This window comes from Streptomyces sp. NPDC001100, assembly GCF_053598575.1.
The window spans coordinates 158,102-175,754 of record NZ_JBSFKO010000003.1; the positions used below are offsets into that span (position 1 = coordinate 158,102).

Below are 17,653 nucleotides of genomic sequence, written 5' to 3' on the forward strand. Positions count from 1 at the left end.
TGGCGGCAGGCAACAGTCGCCGCGCGCTATTCCTGGTGCGGGACGGAAGGAAGCCCGGCGAGACGACGTACGACGCTCAGTCCGTCGTCGGTGCCGGGCCAGTGGCGGGTCAGGGCCTCGGGGCCGGCCTGCCGGATGACCGCCCGCAGGACGATGGCGACGGCGATCGCGTCGTCCGCGTAGCCGAGGACCGGGATGAAGTCGGGGATCAGGTCGATGGGCATGGCCAGGTAACCGGCCAGGATCCACAGCAGCCAGCGGGTGCGGCGGGATAGTTCGCGGTCGCTGGCCAGGCGTGAGATGAGGCGGAGCAGGTCGGGCAGGAGGCGGACGGATTCGGTCAGCAGATTGCCCTTGGGGCGGGCGATCGCCAGGGCGGCGAGCAGGATCAGCCAGCACGCCAGCAGGCCGATGGCAATACCGATCAGTATCTGCCACACATCGCTCACTGCTCACTCCGCCAGTCGTCGCCCGATCGGACGCGAAGCCCGCCCCCGGGAACCATGTTACGGGTGTAACATCCCCATCGGCTGCGGGACCGCACCCCCCGTCGGTCCCGCAGCCACCCCCGCACCGTGACCTGGAAAGACTCGGACCCTACACGCTGTAGGGTCTGGCGCCATGGCCTGGTTCCATGCTGTTGTTCTGGGCCTTCTGCAGGGGCTGACGGAGTTTCTGCCCGTCTCCTCCAGCGCGCATCTGCGGGTGTTCTCCGCCCTCGCCGGATGGCAGGACCCGGGGGCGGCGTTCACCGCCGTGATCCAGCTGGGCACGGAGAGCGCCGTGCTGATCTACTTCTGCCGCGACATCGCGAACATCATCGGCGCCTGGAGCGTCTCCCTGTTCCGGCCGGAACGGCGCAAGGATCCGAATGCGCGGATGGGCTGGTTCGTCATCGTCGGCACCCTGCCCATCGGCATCCTCGGCGCGGCGTTCCAGAACACCATCGAGACCTCACTGCGCGACCTCCGCATCGTGGGCACCACACTGGTCGTCTTCGGCCTGGCCCTCGCGGCGGCGGACCGCATGCGAGCGGTGCGCTACGCCAAGCCGATCACCGAACTCACCTTCCCACAGGCCCTCGGCTACGGCTTCGCCCAGGCCCTCGCCCTGATCCCGGGCGTCTCCCGGTCGGGCGGCACGATCAGCGCGGGCCTATTCATGGGCTACAGCCGCGAGGGCGCCGCCCTACTCGTTCCTCCTCGCCATCCCCGCCGTGCTGGCGTCCGGGGTGCTGGAGCTGTTCAAGATCGGGGAGGGGCCCGCCCCGGCGTGGGGGCCGACCCTGCTGGCCACCGCGATCGCCTTCGGCGTCGGGTACGCGGCGGTGTCGTGGTTCCTCAAGTACATCTCGCACCACAGCTTCACCCCGTTCGTCGCCTACCGGGTGCTGCTCGGGATCGCCATCATCGCCCTGGTCACCGTCGGCACGCTCGCCCCGGGCGCGGGCTCCACCGGCTGAACCCCCGGACATCACACCCCCGTCAAGGACCCGGCGTGAACCACGTCCGCGCGCCCGAGCGCCGGTGAACCGCGCGGCACTGCAAGGCTGTTGACGGTCGACCAGGCAGGCGCTTCCCGAGGTGAGGACAGTGCTCCTCAACGGAAAGGGGCGCATGGATTTACGGTTGGCTCATTTTGCACTAGAACACCCATTTCGTCTTGACGGGTCGCCGCGGCGACGAGGAGCGTTCCTTGTGTGCCTGCTGTGAAATCAGCTTGGGCCGGTGGTAGGCCGGGCACTTCTGTTGCGAGTCGCCGGAGGCGAGAGTATGCCGCGGATCCGTCTGACGTTCCAGTCGCTGTCGCTGTTCGAGGACGAGGAGGCCGGCGACACCCATATGGCCATGTACGCCACGGTCAAGGACGCCGCCGGCAACCAGCTGGGAGCCTTCCGCTGGAACAACCAGTACCAGAAGGTCGACGAGGTCCGCGGCTACAGCCTGCAGGTGGACACGGCGAACAACCCGGTCGTCGATTTCGAACTGGACGGGGTGGGCACGCTGAGCGTCAGCGCCTACACCGACGACGACAATCTGTGGCCGGACGAGGGCGGACACGAGAACTTCCTCGGCAGCGCCGACCTGCTCATCGACCCCCGTGATCCGAGCACCCTGGGCAGCCTGCTCTTCGGCCCGACCACCACCGACCAGGGCCACACCGGATACGACGTGACCGCGCAGGTCCACGTCGTGCCGCCCCCGCAGCGCGGCCAGGTGCGGCTGACGTTCAAGGACCTGGTGCTGCTGGAGGACGAGGAGGCCGGCGACACCCATGTCGCCGTGTACGTCTACGCGTTCGCCCCGGCGCAGGGCGGAGTGCCCGCGCTCGACAAGGAGTTGCTGCGCTGGAACAACGGCGGTGCCAAGGTCGACGAGGTGCACCGCTACCCGCTGACGGCCGGCGCGGTCAGCACCGTGGTGGACCTGACGGTCGGCGGACCCACCCAGATCGCCGTGCTCGGCTACGCGGACGACGACAACGACTGGCCGGACAACACCGCCCACGAAAACCTGCTGGGCGGCGCCGTCGCGGTCATCGACCCGGTCGACCCGCTCACCCTGGGCAACCGGCAGCTGGGCCCCACGGAGACCGACAACGGCAACTCCGGCTTCCTGATCACCATGACCAGCGAGGTCCTGCCGCCCGACGCCACCCCCGACCTGGAGATCACCGGTGTCGAGGTCACCCAGGCCATCCAGCACTTCCAGTCCGCGCTCGGCGCCGACAACACCCTCCCGCTGGTGGCCGGCAAGGCGACCCTGGTCCGGGTCTACCTCGACTCCGGCATCGACCCCGGCGAGGGCGGCGGCACCGTGGGCGGGGTGAGCGGCACCCTGACCCTCAACGGCAGTACGTTCACCACCGGGCCCACCGCGCCGGTCACCGCCCGCCCGATCGCCCAGGTCGACCGCGGCCAGTTGGCCCACACCCTCAACTTCCTCATCCCGGCCGACAAGGCCACCGGCCACGCCGTGCTGGTGGTGCAGGCCACCGTGGCCGGCACGGTCAGCAACCCGGTCGAGATCGCGGTCGACTTCCATCCCTCGCCGGTGGTCGATATCCTCATGGTGCGGGTCCAGGTCGGTTCGATCGCGCCGCCGTCGGACGCCGACTACATCAGGACCGCCAACACCCTGCCGCTGCGCTATCCCATCGCGGACGACCCGGCCGCGAGCATCCGGTACTGGATCCTGCCGGGCCAGGAGGTCATCACCACCAGCCGTGACCTGACGGGCGAGGACGGCTGGAACGACTTCATGGAGGACCTGGAGGACGTCCAGGAAGAGGCCGCGGACTACAAGTTCCTGTATGCCATGGTCGACAACTCCGTTTATCTGGGCAGTATTTCGGGCCGGGCCCGGCAGAGCGAACATGTCGCCTTCGGCCAGAACTTCACTGTCACCTTCGCCCACGAACTGGCCCACTTGTGGGGCCTCAAGCACGCGCCGTGCGGCAGCCCGGCCGACGTCGACGACAACTTCGTCCCCAAGGACGGCAGACTCGGCGACGTCGGTGTCGACCCGCACTCGATGACCGTCTGGCCCGCCTCCACCGGCGACTTCATGAGCTACTGCGGCTTCGAGGACAAGTGGATCAGCGGCTACCACTGGAGCAAGCTGTGGCTCCGCTTGAACCACATCATCTTCCCGGCGGGGGCCGACGCCGCCGGCCGGCCGGTCTCACCCAGGGCCGTCATGCCGTCCACCTCGATCCCGGCGAGCCAGCCCTTCCCGGGTCCGTTCGTCCGCGTCCGCGGGCGCCTGTCCCGCTCCGGCACCGTGAACTTCGGCCCGGCGCTGCGCACCTTCACCGAGCCGCCGCCACAGCAGGTGGAGGCCACGGACGCTGCCGCGCCGTCGTACACCGTCTCGCTGGAGGACGCCGCCGGACACGTGCTGGCCACCGCGGCGACCGACCCGTCCTTCCCCTCGGCCGAGGCCGACAGCGCCCCATTCAGCGCCCGCCTCCCGTACGAGGCCCAGACCCATCGCGTCGTGCTGCGCCGGGACGGCACCGAACTCGGCGCGCTCGTCGTACCGCCACGCCCGCCGCACTTCGTCCTCACCCGCGGCGTCGCGCTCCCGGAGATCGACACCGCGGGCGTCCTGCACCTGAGCTGGCGGCCGGTCGGCGACGGCCCCGGCACCCCGCCGCCCTCCACCTACTACGTCCGCTTCACCAACACCTCCGGGACCATCGCCCAGTGGGTGGGCGTGAACCTCACCGACACCGCCTTCGACCTGGACCTGCGCGACCTGCCCGGTGACGAGCACTGCCTCGTGCAGGTCGTCGCCACCAACGGCTTCCACACCTCCTATGTCCAGACCCCGCCCTTCGCCCTCCCCAAGCGGCCCCCGCGCCTCCTCCTGGGCCCCACCGACGGCCCGCTCCTGCACGCCCAGGGCACCTCACCCCAGCACGGCGCGCTCACCGAGACCGCCATCACCTGGCTCGTCGACGGCACCCCCGCCGCCTCCACCGGCGGCTCTCTCGACGTGCGCACCCTCAGCCCCGGCACCCACGCCATCACCGTCCGCGTCACCGACCCCGACCACCTCGCCGCCAGCCAGGACCTGGGCCGCTACGACGGCACCACCGGCCTGCGCCTGCCACCCGGCCTGGCGCTGTAAGAAGCCCGCTGCCCGTTGCCGCTTCGCGCCGGGGGCCTCAGCGAACCCCGGGATTCGGCGACGTGTTCCGGGGCAGGTGGCAGTACGTCAGCCGCGGCGTGTGCTGCCTGGCCTGGGACATCGGCGGATCCCGTGGAAGCCGCCGCTCACCGGTGAAGCGTGGCCGCCGTGGATGGTGATCCCCTGGGAAAGCGGGTCGCCTCGCATTCCTGTGGCGCGGGCGCTCGGACCCTTAGGGTTTCGCGGTTGCCGCCGAAGGCTGCGGGGAACTGTCGCGCCTCGTTGTGTCGTCAGCGGTACGGCTCAAGTTCTCGGCCACGACGTCGCGGCCACGGTTTCCTTTCGCGGCACTGGTGTGGCTGGGCCGCAGCCAGGTGAGGGGGGATGCCGGAGCGGATGATCGCGCGTGGGAGACCGTGCCGCTGACTTCGACCCCGCTCTCGTGCTCGGTGGCTATCCCTGTCACGACGATGATGCTGACGGCGACCGTGCAGAGCGGGAGGGTCCAGTCACCCAGGAGACGCCGACGCTGATCGCTGCAATGGCCGGGTCGCATGCCTGCCTCTTCTCGCACCGTTGGTCCAGTGGCAGCCCCGCTGCCCTTCCTCTACGGTCCGCGCCCTTGGCAGGAGAGTCGATCCCCCGGGAGTATGAAGGGGATACGTCCCGCCAGAGGACTGATTACGCGTTAACCGCTGCCGCGTTCCCCTCCGACGGCCACGGGCGCGCTGTCGGAGGCATCCCTCCATGTGCCGGCGCCGGCCGTATCCGGTCGGCGGGTGATGCGGCGGCTGCGCGGGGCGGTGGCCGGGCGCAGGCGGATGCGGGCGTCCAGGCCGCCTCCCGGGGCGGCGTGCAGGGTGACTTCGCCGCCGGAGGCGCGGACGAGGTGGCGGACGATGGGCAGGCCCAGGCCGGTGCCCTCGTGGTCGGAGGGGGAGGCGCGCCAGAACCGGTCGAAGGCGCGTTCCCGCTCCGCCGGTGACATGCCCGGGCCCTGGTCGATGATGTGCAGTTCGGCGCCGGGCGCGCGGGCGAGGGTGATGGCGGTGCCCGGCGGGGCCACGCGCAGCGCGTTGGCGAGCAGGTTGTCGATGACCTGCTCCAACGCCCCCGGGATCGCCCGTACATGGCCGGCGGCCGGGCCGGTGACGGCGAGGGCGACCCGCTGTTCGGCGGCGAACGATTCCCACATCGCGATGCGGTCGGCTATCACCGCGTCGAGGTCGATGTCTTCGGGGGTGGTGGCCGCGTTCTCCAGCCGGGCCAGCGCGAGCAGTCCGTGGACCATGCGGCTCAGGCGCTCGACCTCCTCGATGGTCTCGTCCAGGCTGCCGTGGGCGCGCGCATCGAGGTAGGGCTCGAAGTTCTCCAGCCGCAGCCGTAGCGCGGTCAGCGGGGTCTTGAGCTGGTGGGAGGCTTCGGCGGCGAACGCGTGCTGGGCGTCCAGGAGGTGTTGCAGGCGGGTGGCGGTGCGGGTGAACGAGGTGGCCAGGGAGCGCAGTTCGGGCGGCCCGGTGGTGGCGTCGGGCGGGTTGGCGAGATGGCCGTCGGCGAGCTGGCGGGTGGCACGTTCCAGCGTGCGCAGGGGTCGGGTGATCCACCGGGCGAGGGTGAGGGCGACCAGCGCGACGGCGGCCAGGATGCAGGCCCCGGCGAAGGCGAGGGCGAGCCAGATGCGGTGCACTCGGTCGGCCGTCATCGCGGTCGGGTAGGTCAGCCGCAGCGCACCGCGGATCGTGGTGCCGGAAGCGCCGGGCTGGGTCGCGTACAGGACGTCGTTGCCGCCGGTGTCGGTGGAGGTGCCGGTGGTGGGCTGGTTGCGCAGGGCGGCGGCGATGTCCGGCTCGGCGGACAGGTTGGTGCCGGTGGCCGTCGTGGTGCCGGAGGCGGCCAGGACGAGCCCGGTGCGGTCGACCACGACGACCCGGCCGCCGGTGCGGGCGGTGTAGTCGCCGATCAGCCTGGGCAGTTCCGCGAGGTTGCCCTTCTCGATGTTCTCCTCGCTGACCTCGGCGAGCATCGCCGCGTCGCGTTCGACGGTCTGCGCGACACGGGCCTCCTCCCCGCGGGCGTAGAGGTAGCCGAGAGGAATCTCCAGCCCGGCCAGGACCAGCAGGGCCACGCCGACATAGCTGAACAGCAGACGCCGGATCACCCCGCCGCCCCGGGGCCGGTCTCCTCGCCGGGGACGGTGAGGCGAAAGCCCACGCCGCGCGCTGTGGTTATCCAGGCGGGATCGCCGAGCTTGCGGCGCAGCGCAGCGACGTGGGCGTCCAGGGTTTTGGTGGGGCCGAAGAAGTGCGGGTCCCACACCGCGTCCATGATCTGCTGCCGGGAGTGGACGGCTCCGGGGTCTTCGGCGAGGTGGGCGAGCAGGTCGAACTCCCGTGGGGAGAGGGCTATGGGGTGTCCGCCGAGGCGGACCTGGCGGGTGCGCCGGTCGAGGTCCAGCGGGCCCAGCCGCTGCGGCGCGGGTGCCCTCGTGAACGCTGCGGGTGCCGTGTCCGGTCCGGGCGGTAGGGCCGGGAGGGTGCCGGTGCGGCGGGTGACCGCGCGGATGCGGGCCACCAGCTCCCGTACGCCGAACGGCTTGGCGAGGTAGTCGTCCGCGCCCAGCTCCAGGCCCACCACCCGGTCGGCCTCCTCGCCCCGGGCCGTGATCATGATGATCGGGATGGGCGAGCGGGCCCGCAGGCTGCGGCACACGTCCAGGCCGTCCATGTCCGGCAGCCCGAGGTCGAGCAGGACCAGGTCGGGCGAGCCATCGGCGGCGAGCCCGGCGGCGCCGGTGCGCGCGCGGTCCACGGTGAATCCGTAGCGGCCCAGCCCTTCGGTGAGCGGTTGGGCGATCCGGTCGTCGTCTTCGATGAGCAGCAGCCGCATGGCGACAGGCTCGCACAGCTGTGTCACGGGAGTTGGGGTGTTCACGTGAACCCGCCTGGGACCTGGGGGAAGGGAACGGTGCCGCGCTTCCGCGAGGCCGTGTCCGGGGATGCCGCCCGGCCGGCCGGGCGCGGGGTGGAACCGGCCGGCCGGGCGGTGGTGGCGGGCACGGGGACAGTGCCGGACGGCGTGGGGGGTCAGCCATCGTTCGTGCTGTCGCCGTCCCCGCGTCCGTTGTCCTCCTGCCGGTCCTGCCCGCCGGCGCCGGGCAGCGGGCTGGTCCCGGTCGGAGAGACGCTCACACCTCCGCTCGCACCGCCTGCGGGGGACGACGCGGAGGCCGTGGCCTGCGGAGGCAGGTCCGGTACGGCCGGCGACTGCGGGACGGTGACCTCGGAGGTCCCGCCGGACGCTCCCGGTGCCGGGTCGGAGGAGACCGTGTCGCTGACCATCGACAGGGAGAGACCGAAACCGCCCGTGATCACCAGCGCGGCGGCAACGATCACGGCCCACCTGGGCCAGTCGGCCACCCGCTCCCACCAGCCCGTCTCCCGCGCGTGGCCCCGGCTGGCGGACTGCCCCTCCTCCGCACCGTCCACTCCCGCGGGCGGGGCGGCGTCCAGTGCCGCGCCGAGCGGCGGTCGGCCGTCCGACCAGGATTGCGCGGGAGCGGGTGAGGGGTAGTCGAAGGAGTCCTCCGCATAGCCGACTCCGTAGGCTCCCTCCGCCGGGCCGCGGGCCGGGGCGGCGAACAGCGCCGTCGCGTCGGTGTCCGGCAGCTGAGTCGCTGCGGGGTGTGCAGGATCAATGGACATGGCGCTCCTCCTTTCCAGCCGGCCTGCGGTCAGCCGGCAGTCTCGGTTTCCTCGGTGCCCTCCTGCTTGGTGCCGGTGACCGCGTACGTCTTGTCGAGGTAGACCTCGACACTCGTACCGTCCGCCTTCTTGATCTCCACCGCGTACATGCCGGGCTTCTCCGTGTCCTCCTCGGACTTGACGACGGTGCCCGGGTACTTGGCGAGCGCCGCTGCCTCGGCCTTCTGCTTGATCTCGCCGGTCAGCGGCGGTTCCGTCTTCTCGTCGGCGTCCTGCGCCTGCGCGCCGCTGTCCGCCTGGGCCGACTGCTGGGTGTCCGCGGCCTTCGAGGAGCCGGAGTCGGAGCTGCCGCCGCAGCCGACGAGCGCGAACAGCAGAAGGGCGGCGGGGGCGGCGGCCAGGGCACGACGGGGAAGGGCACGCATCAGGCGTCTCCAGAACAATGGGGGGGCGGAGTCCGGTGGTGCCGGACTACCGGGGGACGACTACGACCCTAGGAAGACGCCCTCCAGCACAAGCCCCGAGAACCGACAGCAGCAGACCAGCAAACGACCAATCTTTGGCCACCGCCGCTGTCATCGGGCCGACGCTCTCCCCGGCGACGGTCGGACACCGTGCCCGGAGGGGCATGTGGCTGCTGAACCGGGGGGTGTCACCTGTGTCCGGTACGGGTGCGGACCAGACCGAGTACCGGCCCCACGGCCAGCAGCACGGCGAGGACCGCGTAGCCGTGGGTGAGGGTGGTGACCGAGGCGACGGCGGCGACCAGCAACGGGCCGCCCGCGTCGCCGAGTTCACGGCCGAGTTCGGCAGTGCCCATGGTCTGGCCGAGGCGTTCGGCCGGGGCGGCGGCGGCGAGGGCGGCGAAGCCGAGCGGGGTGATCAGGCCGACTCCGGCACCGGTCAGGGCTGCGGCCAGGAGGATGCCGGTCAGTCCGGGCAGCATGGCACAGGCCAGGCCGGCGGCGGTCAGCAGAAGTCCGGCGGTGAGGCCGGCGCGGGTGGTGAGGCGTCCCTCGTCCAGTGCACGCCCGGCCCGGGGCTGCACGAGGGCCGCACACGCGGCGAGCACGGACACGGCGGCGCCGGTGGCGACGGTGCCCAACCCCGCCACCCGGCCGGAGACGGGCAGGAAGCCCACCCCGACCGAGAGCGCGGCGGTCGCCGCGGCCAGGGCAGCGGTCGGGGCGAGGAAGGCCGGTTCGGCAATGCGGCGGGCGAGGTCGAGCACCGTCTGCCGGGTCTTCGGCAGGGGCGGTACTGCGGGAACGGCGAGCGCGGCCCACACCGCGACCACTGCGCCGAGCACCGCCAGTACCCCGAACAGCAGCCGCAGGCCCCCGGCCCACACCAGCACCCCGCCCAGCAGCGGCCCGAGGGTGTAGCCGAGGGACTTGTAGAAGCCGTAACTGCCGAACGCCCGGCCGTGCTTGGCGGCCGGGTTGAGGCGGGCGACCAGCGCGGAGGCCGACGGGGAGAAGGCGGAGGCGGCGGCGCCCTGGCCGAGGCGGGCGGCCCACAGCCAGCCGGGGCTGTCCGCCACGGCGTACACCGCGGACGCGGCGGCGAACGCGACCAGCCCGCCGAGCAGCACCGGCCGGGCGCCGATGCGGTCGGCGAGGGTGCCGAAGACCGGCTTGAGGAGCACCTCGGCGCCGTCGTAGAGGGCGAGCAGCCCACCGAGCACCAACAGCGAGGTCACGGCGCCCTTCGCGTCACCGCCGAGGCTGGCGGCGATGCCGTGCGCGCCGAACGCGGTGGTGAACCCGGCCGCGTACAGCGGCCACATCTGCCGGGCGGGCGCGGCCTGGGCGGACGCCGTCGTGGTCACCGGTCCTGCTCCGGGGTCTCGTGCAAGGCGCGGAAGACCCGCTCGGCGTAGTCCTCGCAGACGGCGGCGCACTGCTTGAGGCGTGCCGCGGCCTGGGCGGCCTCCGGGGCGCCGAACACGTCCCGCGCGGTCAGGTCACGGTGCCAGCGCCGGAGTCGTTCCAGGGACTGTTCCTCTTCCTCCAGCTCGGCCAGGGTGAATTTGGCGATGCGGATCTCCTTAGCGATCTCCGCCTCGAACTTGCCGCAGTCGGCCAGGAACTCCGTCCAGTCCTCCGAGCGCGCGGCGGTGAACATGGCCTGGAAACGGGCGGCATCCCTAGGCCCGCGCCCGGACGCGTTCAGCGTCACCGCCTGCCCGCCGGACTGCTCGGTGAGGTCGAGCGCACGGGCGACGCCGTCCGCGAAGACCGCCACGTCGGGTACGGCCCAGACGCCCTGGCCGAGCGAGAGCGCGCCGATCCTGCGCAGCTCCCGCCAGACCGCGACCCGGTGCCGCGAGGGCTCCGCCGGGAGCCTGACCACGAGGACGAGCCAGCGACTCCCGGGCTCCCTGCTCACATTCGTCACGTTGCAGAATGTAGCAGGCGTTACATCAGTCACCGCAGGAGAAGTGTGTCAGGCGTTGAGCGTCCCCGTGGCCAGCAGGCCCAGCAGGCCGGCCCCGACGACGATCCGGTAGATCACGAAGGCGTTGAAGGAGTGCTTGGCGACGAACTTCAGCAGCCACGCGATGGAGGCGTAGGCCACCACGAAGGAGACGGCGGTGCCGACGGCCAGCGGCGCCACGCCGACCCCGGCGCCCACGGCGTCCTTCAGCTCGTACAGTCCGGCGCCGGTCAGGGCGGGGATGCCGAGGAAGAAGGAGAGGCGGGTGGCGGCGACGCGGTCCAGGTCGAGGATGAGCGCCGTGGACATGGTGGCGCCGGAGCGGGAGAAGCCGGGGAAGAGCAGGGCGAGGATCTGTGAACAGCCCACCAGCATCGCGTCCTTGAACGTCACATCGTCCTCGCCGCGCTTGTGCCGGCCCATCTGGTCGGCCGCCCACATCACGCCGGAGCCCACGATCAGCGAACCCGCCACCACCCACAGGGAGCCGAGCGGGCCCTCGACGAGCTTCTTGGCGGCCAGGCCGACGACCACGATCGGGAGGGTGGCGTAGATGACCCACCAGGCGAACTTGTAGTCGTGACTCTGGCGCTCCTCACGGTTTCTGAGGCCGCGACCCCAGGCGGAGACGATGCGGGTGATGTCCTTGAAGAAGTAGACGAGGACGGCGGCGATCGCGCCGACCTGGATGACGGCGGTGAAGCCGACCACGGAGGTGTCGTCGACCGGGATGCTCATGAGCCCCTCGGTGATCTTCAGATGGCCGGTGGAGGAGACGGGCAGGAACTCGGTCACCCCCTCGACGACTCCGAGGACGGCGGCCTGGCCGATGCTGATCGCGCTCATGGGGGACCCATCTGTGTGGCACACTCGGGACACGAAAGCTTTTACACGGGAGTAGAACTCCTACACGGGTGTAGAAGATAGAGGGCGATGCGGGAGAACAACAAACCCATGGCAGCCGACACAGCGGGACGCGGTCCGAAACGGGCGAACGGCGCCCGCGAGACCCAGCTCCTGGGCCTCCTCCAACAGGCCGGCACCGCCCTGACCCCGGGCGAGGCGGCCGAACGCCTCGGCGGCGAGCTGACGTACAGCAGCGTGGTGACGATCCTCACCCGCATGCACACCAAGGGCCTGCTCACCCGCACCCCGCGCGGACGCGCCTACGCCTACGCCCCCGTCACCGACGACGCCGGCTTCGCCGCCCGCCGCATGCGCACCGTCCTGGAGGAACGCCCCGACCGCGAGGCCGTCCTCGCCCGCTTCGCCGACACGCTGTCCGACACCGACGCCGACCTGCTGCGCCAGTTGCTCGGCCCCGAGCCGGACACGACCGGCAGAGGGTGACGTAGGGATGCGGATCGCCGTCTATCTGCCGCTGCTGCTCTCGCTGATCGCCCCGTTCGCCGCGCGGCCGCTCTCCGAGCGATGCGAACCCCGCCTGGCCACCTGGCTGCTCACCGCCTCGGCGCTCGTGCTCGGCGCCGCGAGCACGGTCTCCCTGGGCCTGCTGGCCACCACCGGCCTGATCCGTATCCCCCTGCTGGCCCGCCTCGGCCACTGGTCGGCCCGCACCGCGCAGCACGACGCCCCCTCCCAGCTCTCCGTCGCCCTGCTCGCCGGTCTGCTCCTGGGCGGCGCCGTCATCGCCGCGGCCCGCATGCTCTGGCGCCGCGCCCGTTCGCTGGCCTCGGCCACCCTGGAGGCCGCCTGCATGCCCAGCCGCGACGGCCTGGTCATCGTCGACGACGAAGCCCCGGACGCGTTCGCCCTGCCCGGCCTGCCCGGCCGTGTCGTCGTCTCCACCGGCATGCTGCACACCCTGGACGAGAGTGAGCGAGACATCCTGCTCGCCCACGAACGCGCCCACCTGACCGCCCACCACTACGCCTTCGTCGCCCTCGCCCAGCTCGGTGCCACCGCCAACCCGCTCCTGCGCCCCTTCGCTGCCGCCGTCAGCTACACGACCGAACGCTGGGCCGACGAGAACGCCGCAACGGCCACCGGCGACCGCACCCGGGTCGCCCGCGCCGTCGGCAAGGCCGCCCTGGCCGCCCGCCACGTCCCTGCACGCCTCCGTATCCCCGGCGCCGCTCTCGGCATCCTCGGCCACCGGGGCCCCCTCTCCAGCGCCGGACCGGTCCCGCGCCGTGTCGCCGCCCTCCTCGCCCCACCGCTCGGCCGCCACCCCGCACTTACGACAGTCACGGCGGCGGTCCTCACCGTGGCGGCCGTGGCCACCGCCGAAGGCGCCCACGACCTTCACCTCCTGCTTCAAGCAGCCCGCGCCGGGTGACCCCCGGCGGGCGCCGCTATCGCCGCTCTGCGCCCGATGCCGGTACGGGGTCGGGCACAACTCGCCACGCCGACTGTTCTTGCGCCGGCCGCCCCGGGAAGACGGCGCCCTCGCCCGGGCCCGGAGAAGCGACCGTGATGTCGCCGTAGTGCGCCCGGGTGATACCGCGGCGATCGTCGGGCCGAGGCTGCTGCTGTCAGCGGGGGCCACCCCACCGGGCACCGAACCGCCCTCCGGGTCGGGGCGGCCACCTAGCCTCCGGCCGGCGGTGCACCGGACGTGATCGACGCACTGCGTGCGCTCTCCAACGGGATCTGAATCCCGGTCACCGGCACGGCGGCGGTACCGATGGCACGACGCGGACAGAACTCGGCCGCCCCCGCGGCGACACCGTCCTGCCCGGCCCCTCCGCCGACTCGGCCCCTTCGCGACAGGGAGGGATATCTCCAGGCGCTCGTCGTCGGCGAGTCGGTGTCAAGCGGACGCAGACGGTCCTCGGCTGCGCCCCCCGTCAGGTGGCGATCGGCCGTACGGCACAGGGCAGGGACGTTCCGAGAGTTCCGGCAACGCCGGCACACCGCGGAACGCCCAGCTGTCGGAGCGTCAGAAACGCTGCGGTAACGGGAAGTTCACCGACCGGCATCTACCCGCGTAGCGGCTACTGCGGTGTCATGTACACATCCCCGGCGACCGGTCGGGCCGGCACCAGGAGCCTCCTCATGCGCGCCCTCCCCCGCACACTTGCCACCACCTGTTCCGCCCTCGCCCTCGCCGCCGCCGGCCTTGCCGTGGGCACCGGCACCGCACACGCCGCGACGTGCTCCCAGTCCTATCTGCCGCTGCCCGATTCCAAGTGCACGCCGGGCGCCTACTACTCGGCCGTGACGCAGTCCACGATCGGCTCCACGATATGCGTGTCCGGATGGACCGCGACCGTCCGCCCGCCCACCTCCTACACCAACCCGCTGAAGGTCCAGGGCATCATCGACTACGGGTACACCGACACCAGCACCGCCGACTACGAGGAAGACCACCTCGTTCCCCTCGAACTCGGCGGCTCCCCGACGGCGACGACCAACCTGTGGCCGGAGCCCTATTCCGGCACGAAGACCGCCTACACCAAGGACGGAATCGAAACGAAGCTGAAGAACGCGGTCTGCGCGGGCACGATCACGCTGGCCTCGGCCCGCAGCGCCATCAAGACCAACTGGACCACCGCGCTGACAGTCACCGGCATCGGCTGACCCGGCACCCGCCCGAGCCCCTGCCTGGCGACAGGGCGCCGGCGCGACGTCCCGTGGCGGCTCGTTCCACCGGGAAGACCCGCGCCACGGGGCGCGTCGGGAACATCCGTAACTCCAGGCGCCGGCGTGCCGGCCCACGCCGAGCAAACGGCGGTACGCCGACGAGGGACGGCCGGGACTTCGCCCGGAAGCCGGCCCTTGGGTTCACCGCGGCGTCGTCAACGCGTCGAGGCCAACAGCCGTGTGATCGGCTGGTGTTGGAGCGAGGTGCAGGGCGAAGACGGTGGCTTCCGCATCGGTGTGGGCGACAGTGCAGGGCCGGCCGAGGCCGGTGACCGCCCGGTGTGCGGCGTCGTCGCCGTGGGCCGCGTACAGCCACAGCACCTGGCAGCCCGTGTCCTCGGCGGTCTCGGCCAGGGCGCGCAGCAGGACGGTGACCAGGCCGCGGGCCCTCCATGCGTCGGCGGCCAGCACCACGGCGTCGGCGCCCAGGCCGTCCCAGGTCAGCGAGCCCCAGCCGACCGGGCGTCCGCCCACGGTCTCGGCGAGCAGGCTGTGCCCGACGCGCGGGTGCAGCAGGCCCGGCAGATCCTCGCGGGCCGGAAAGCCGCTCAACGCGCCGCGCGGCGAGGGCGCGCACAGGGCGTGCAGCGCGATGACGGCCATCAGGTCACGCCGGTCGGCCGGCCGCAGGACGACCGAGCCGGCGCCCGACAAGGAGACCGTCCGGCAGCGCGGCTCGCTCAGCACCGGCCGGTGGGCGAGAAGCGAGAGCAGCAATGCGCGTGCCCTCTCGGGGAGGGTGAAGCGGCCCGTACGCCGCTGGAGGAGCAGGGCACCACCCGCGGGATCGGGTACCCGAAGCGCCGTGTACCCATCGGGCACCGCAACGGCGAACGGTCCCGGGCGGGGCGGGTGCCAGGACACCTCGACGCCGTCGAACGCCGACCGCAGCACGTACGGCAGCCGGTCCGGGCGGCTCCACACCTGCCGGGCAGCCGTGACGGTCGGTAGGCGTTCACTCGTCTGCATGCGCGCAACGTACACGCAACACTACGTACTGTAGTGTCCGTTGGGTGATCTTCGTGTCCTCTCCAGGTACCCCCGAACCCCTTTCCCCGCCGCCTGTTCCCGGTCCGTCGAGACGGCGCCGCTGGGCCTCCTGGGTGGCCGTTGGCCTGGCTGCCCTGGCGGCCGGGGAGATCGCCGAACCGGTGCTGCCCGCGCCGCATCTGCTGGCCCCGCTGTTCGCCGGACTGGCGGTCGCGGTCGCCGGATTCAGTGCCGGGAAACTCCCCGTCCGGGTGAACCGCTCCACCCAGGCCGTCCTGGGTGTGCTGATGGGCAGCTACCTCAACACGCACACCCTCCACCAGGCGTCCGGCCGGGCCGCCGCCCTCACCCTGGTCACGGCCGCCACCGTGCTGCTCAGTCTCGGCGGGGCCGCCGTCCTGGCCCGTGTCGGCCGCATCGACCGGGCCAGCGCCACCCTCGGCATGGTCGCCGGCGGCTCGGCCGCCGTCGTCTCGGTCGCCGAGGACCTGGACGCCGACCCGCGCGTGGTCGCCTTCCTGCAGTACCTGCGCGTCGCCCTGGTCGCCGCCACCGCACCGGTCCTGGTCCACTGGATCTTCACCGCCGAGACGAACGGCGCCCCCCGTGCCGCCGCCGAGGCGGAGGTGTGGAACCTCGTCAACGGGCCCGACCAGCACCTCGGTCTCGTCCTGCTCGCCGCCGTCGCCGCGGCCGGGGCCTGGCTGGGGACGCGGGTCCGGCTGCCCAGCCCCGCGCTGCTCGGCCCGATGGTGCTGACCGCGCTGCTCATGGTGACGGGGGCGGCGAACGGGTTCGCGCCCACCGGACCGCTGCGCACCGCCCTGTTCACCGCCGTCGGCCTCGACATCGGGCTGCGCTTCACCCGGCCCGCCGTCCTGCGGATGCGCCGCCTGCTGCCCCTCGCGCTGGGTCTGACGCTCGCGGTCAGCGCCGCGTGCGCGGGACTGGCCTGGCTGCTCGCCATCACCGCCCACATCCCGCTCACGGACGCCTACCTGGCCACCACCCCGGGCGGCATCAACGCCGTCCTGGCGACCGCCGTGGCCACCCACGGCGACGTCTCCCTTATCTCCAGCGTGCAGAGCCTGCGCCTGTTCACCATGGTGCTCATCGCCCCGCTGCTGATCCGCCTCGTGGAACGGACCGCCGCGCGACACTGAGCCGACACCGCGGCGCGGGTGAGAGCCGGTATGAGGCGGCGCGAACGCGCGTCATGCTCCGCTCCGAGAACCACCGGCTTGGCACACCGGCCTACTGGGGGCGCCGCTCGCTTCGGCGCACCCAGCGGCTGCACCGGTCGAGACCACCGGCCCCGAACCGCACCGGCAACGCCCGCCCTCTGCCCGGCTCCGGTCCTCGACCGGGCCCGCGCACATGGCGCGACCATCCGCGGCAGTACCGCTTCCGCCCGCAACCGGCCCCGCGGCGCGTTCATCGGCACGCCGCTCGGCCCCGCGTCCCGCGCCGCAGGCCCCGTGTGCCTGCCTGTGTCTGTCCGGCGGCTGCGTGACGGTGATCGCGCATGGATCCCCGGAGCGGAGGGCGACTGGCGCACGACGGGCGTGGCCGTGTCCCAACACCTTGCGGCGCGTGAGAAGAGCCGCAACCCGCAGCCCCGGGACAGGGGAAGCGAGGGAGCCGGAAGCCGATGTCGCACGCCGGAACATCAGTCGTCCGATGCGGGGTTCGCCTGCAGCAGCGTTGCCCGGGAGACCGCTTCCGTGAGCCTCTCGGCTTGCTCCCGCAGACAGTTCGCCCAGCTCCCCGCCCTCCTGATGATCTCGGTGTCCGGGCTGTGCTCCGTCGTCCGGCCACCGTGGACCTCGCTGCCGACGACGTACGCGCCCAGCTCATGGAACAACAGGTCGTCCATCACTGCGGCGGCGGCACGGATGGCGTCCACAACCTCCATCCTCTGCGGGCACCAGTCCGCCCAAGGCTCGGTCAGCGGCCCGAACTCCGTCAGCAGCTCCTCCCACGTGAACTTCTCACCGGTGCCTTTGGCGGCCGGAGGCTCTTCCAGGGTCCAGACGTCGATGCCCGGCTTCGCCCGCCACAGTGCGCCGTCGCCGTCGATCACCCCCAGTACCCATGGGCTGCCGCTCGGGGCAGGGTCTTCGGCGGTCCAGGTGCGGCGGTCCGGCAGGCGGTCACGTCGCAGCGCGGCGACCGCGATACGCGCTGCAACCTCCCGCTCGCCCGCAGGCGTGGCCTGTACCTCGGGCAGGAGCATGGCGTCGTCGACAACCGGGTAGGGCGGCTTCTGCATCAGTGAGTTCT

The 17,653-nt window shown here is 72.2% G+C and carries 15 protein-coding genes and 1 pseudogene; 6 read left to right on the top strand and 10 right to left on the bottom strand.

Going from position 1 to position 17,653, the window contains the following annotated elements:
• Positions 1-26: 26 nt before the first annotated feature.
• Positions 27-449 (bottom strand): YkvA family protein, encoded by a 423-nt coding sequence (locus ACWDEW_RS05220; RefSeq protein ID WP_450509782.1) that lies wholly within the window; start codon positions 447-449, stop codon positions 27-29.
• Positions 450-621: 172 nt separating this feature from the next.
• Here ACWDEW_RS05220 and ACWDEW_RS05225 point away from each other — a divergent pair.
• Together ACWDEW_RS05225 and ACWDEW_RS05230 are read left to right on the top strand one after the other, a co-directional pair.
• Positions 622-1,462: pseudogene (locus tag ACWDEW_RS05225) on the top strand (undecaprenyl-diphosphate phosphatase).
• 310 nt (positions 1,463-1,772) lie between these two features.
• The gene (locus ACWDEW_RS05230) at positions 1,773-4,634 is read left to right on the top strand and encodes a hypothetical protein (protein WP_450509784.1); all 2,862 of its coding nucleotides are present in this window, start codon (positions 1,773-1,775) and stop codon (positions 4,632-4,634) included.
• A gap of 688 nt (positions 4,635-5,322) precedes the next feature.
• Here ACWDEW_RS05230 and ACWDEW_RS05235 read toward each other — a convergent pair.
• The 7 genes from ACWDEW_RS05235 to ACWDEW_RS05265 all read right to left on the bottom strand — a co-directional run bounded on the left by ACWDEW_RS05235 (position 5,323) and on the right by ACWDEW_RS05265 (position 11,620).
• Positions 5,323-6,792, bottom strand: coding sequence for a sensor histidine kinase (locus ACWDEW_RS05235; RefSeq protein WP_450509786.1), 1,470 nt, complete (start codon positions 6,790-6,792; stop codon positions 5,323-5,325).
• Positions 6,789-7,520: a response regulator transcription factor gene (locus tag ACWDEW_RS05240; protein ID WP_450509788.1), complete on the bottom strand. Its 732-nt coding sequence runs from the start codon at positions 7,518-7,520 to the stop codon at positions 6,789-6,791. The genes ACWDEW_RS05235 and ACWDEW_RS05240 overlap by 4 nt, the downstream gene beginning before the upstream one ends.
• 197 nt (positions 7,521-7,717) lie before the next feature.
• Complete coding sequence (locus tag ACWDEW_RS05245; protein WP_450509790.1) at positions 7,718-8,335, bottom strand: hypothetical protein; 618 nt, start codon at positions 8,333-8,335, stop codon at positions 7,718-7,720.
• 29 nt (positions 8,336-8,364) lie between these two features.
• Entirely contained in the window at positions 8,365-8,760 is a 396-nt protein-coding gene (locus ACWDEW_RS05250) for a PepSY domain-containing protein (protein WP_450509792.1), read from the bottom strand.
• 227 nt (positions 8,761-8,987) lie between these two features.
• On the bottom strand, positions 8,988-10,124 hold the full coding sequence (locus ACWDEW_RS05255; RefSeq protein ID WP_450510159.1) for an MFS transporter: 1,137 nt from the start codon (positions 10,122-10,124) through the stop codon (positions 8,988-8,990).
• A 38-nt stretch (positions 10,125-10,162) separates the two neighbouring features.
• Positions 10,163-10,735, bottom strand: a complete 573-nt coding sequence (locus ACWDEW_RS05260) for a Chromate resistance protein ChrB (protein WP_450509794.1) — start codon at positions 10,733-10,735, stop codon at positions 10,163-10,165.
• 48 nt (positions 10,736-10,783) lie between these two features.
• Complete coding sequence (locus ACWDEW_RS05265; RefSeq protein WP_450509796.1) at positions 10,784-11,620, bottom strand: undecaprenyl-diphosphate phosphatase; 837 nt, start codon at positions 11,618-11,620, stop codon at positions 10,784-10,786.
• Positions 11,621-11,728: 108 nt separating this feature from the next.
• Here ACWDEW_RS05265 and ACWDEW_RS05270 point away from each other — a divergent pair, with 108 nt between their 5' ends.
• The 3 genes from ACWDEW_RS05270 to ACWDEW_RS05280 all read left to right on the top strand — a co-directional run bounded on the left by ACWDEW_RS05270 (position 11,729) and on the right by ACWDEW_RS05280 (position 14,317).
• A complete protein-coding gene (locus ACWDEW_RS05270; RefSeq protein WP_450509798.1) occupies positions 11,729-12,124 on the top strand; it encodes a BlaI/MecI/CopY family transcriptional regulator in 396 nt (131 codons plus the stop codon).
• Between the two features lie 7 nt (positions 12,125-12,131).
• Positions 12,132-13,073: a M56 family metallopeptidase gene (locus tag ACWDEW_RS05275; protein ID WP_450509800.1), complete on the top strand. Its 942-nt coding sequence runs from the start codon at positions 12,132-12,134 to the stop codon at positions 13,071-13,073.
• 719 nt (positions 13,074-13,792) lie between these two features.
• Positions 13,793-14,317, top strand: a complete 525-nt coding sequence (locus tag ACWDEW_RS05280; RefSeq protein ID WP_450509802.1) for a hypothetical protein — start codon at positions 13,793-13,795, stop codon at positions 14,315-14,317.
• A gap of 204 nt (positions 14,318-14,521) precedes the next feature.
• Here ACWDEW_RS05280 and ACWDEW_RS05285 read toward each other — a convergent pair whose 3' ends face one another.
• The gene (locus ACWDEW_RS05285; protein WP_450509804.1) at positions 14,522-15,349 is read right to left on the bottom strand and encodes a GNAT family N-acetyltransferase; all 828 of its coding nucleotides are present in this window, start codon (positions 15,347-15,349) and stop codon (positions 14,522-14,524) included.
• 134 nt (positions 15,350-15,483) lie between these two features.
• Between ACWDEW_RS05285 and ACWDEW_RS05290 the strand changes: the two genes are divergently transcribed.
• The gene (locus tag ACWDEW_RS05290) at positions 15,484-16,533 is read left to right on the top strand and encodes an AbrB family transcriptional regulator (RefSeq protein ID WP_450509805.1); all 1,050 of its coding nucleotides are present in this window, start codon (positions 15,484-15,486) and stop codon (positions 16,531-16,533) included.
• A gap of 506 nt (positions 16,534-17,039) precedes the next feature.
• On the opposite strand, the gene ACWDEW_RS05295 is transcribed toward ACWDEW_RS05290, so the two are convergent.
• Positions 17,040-17,642, bottom strand: a complete 603-nt coding sequence (locus ACWDEW_RS05295; RefSeq protein WP_450509807.1) for a hypothetical protein — start codon at positions 17,640-17,642, stop codon at positions 17,040-17,042.
• Positions 17,643-17,653: the final 11 nt, after the last annotated feature.

Excerpts from the sequence above, each read along its gene's own strand:
- ACWDEW_RS05285 (WP_450509804.1), bottom strand. The coding sequence starts at position 15,349 with ATGCAGACGAGTGAACGCCTACCGACCGTCACGGCTGCCCGGCAGGTG.
- ACWDEW_RS05265 (WP_450509796.1), bottom strand. The coding sequence starts at position 11,620 with ATGAGCGCGATCAGCATCGGCCAGGCCGCCGTCCTCGGAGTCGTCGAG.
- ACWDEW_RS05250 (WP_450509792.1), bottom strand. The coding sequence starts at position 8,760 with ATGCGTGCCCTTCCCCGTCGTGCCCTGGCCGCCGCCCCCGCCGCCCTT.
- ACWDEW_RS05275 (WP_450509800.1), top strand. The coding sequence starts at position 12,132 with ATGCGGATCGCCGTCTATCTGCCGCTGCTGCTCTCGCTGATCGCCCCG.
- ACWDEW_RS05240 (WP_450509788.1), bottom strand. The coding sequence starts at position 7,520 with ATGCGGCTGCTGCTCATCGAAGACGACGACCGGATCGCCCAACCGCTC.
- ACWDEW_RS05295 (WP_450509807.1), bottom strand. The coding sequence starts at position 17,642 with ATGCAGAAGCCGCCCTACCCGGTTGTCGACGACGCCATGCTCCTGCCC.
- ACWDEW_RS05255 (WP_450510159.1), bottom strand. The coding sequence starts at position 10,124 with ATGTGGCCGCTGTACGCGGCCGGGTTCACCACCGCGTTCGGCGCGCAC.
- ACWDEW_RS05230 (WP_450509784.1), top strand. The coding sequence starts at position 1,773 with ATGCCGCGGATCCGTCTGACGTTCCAGTCGCTGTCGCTGTTCGAGGAC.
- ACWDEW_RS05270 (WP_450509798.1), top strand. The coding sequence starts at position 11,729 with ATGGCAGCCGACACAGCGGGACGCGGTCCGAAACGGGCGAACGGCGCC.
- ACWDEW_RS05245 (WP_450509790.1), bottom strand. The coding sequence starts at position 8,335 with ATGTCCATTGATCCTGCACACCCCGCAGCGACTCAGCTGCCGGACACC.
- ACWDEW_RS05280 (WP_450509802.1), top strand. The coding sequence starts at position 13,793 with ATGCGCGCCCTCCCCCGCACACTTGCCACCACCTGTTCCGCCCTCGCC.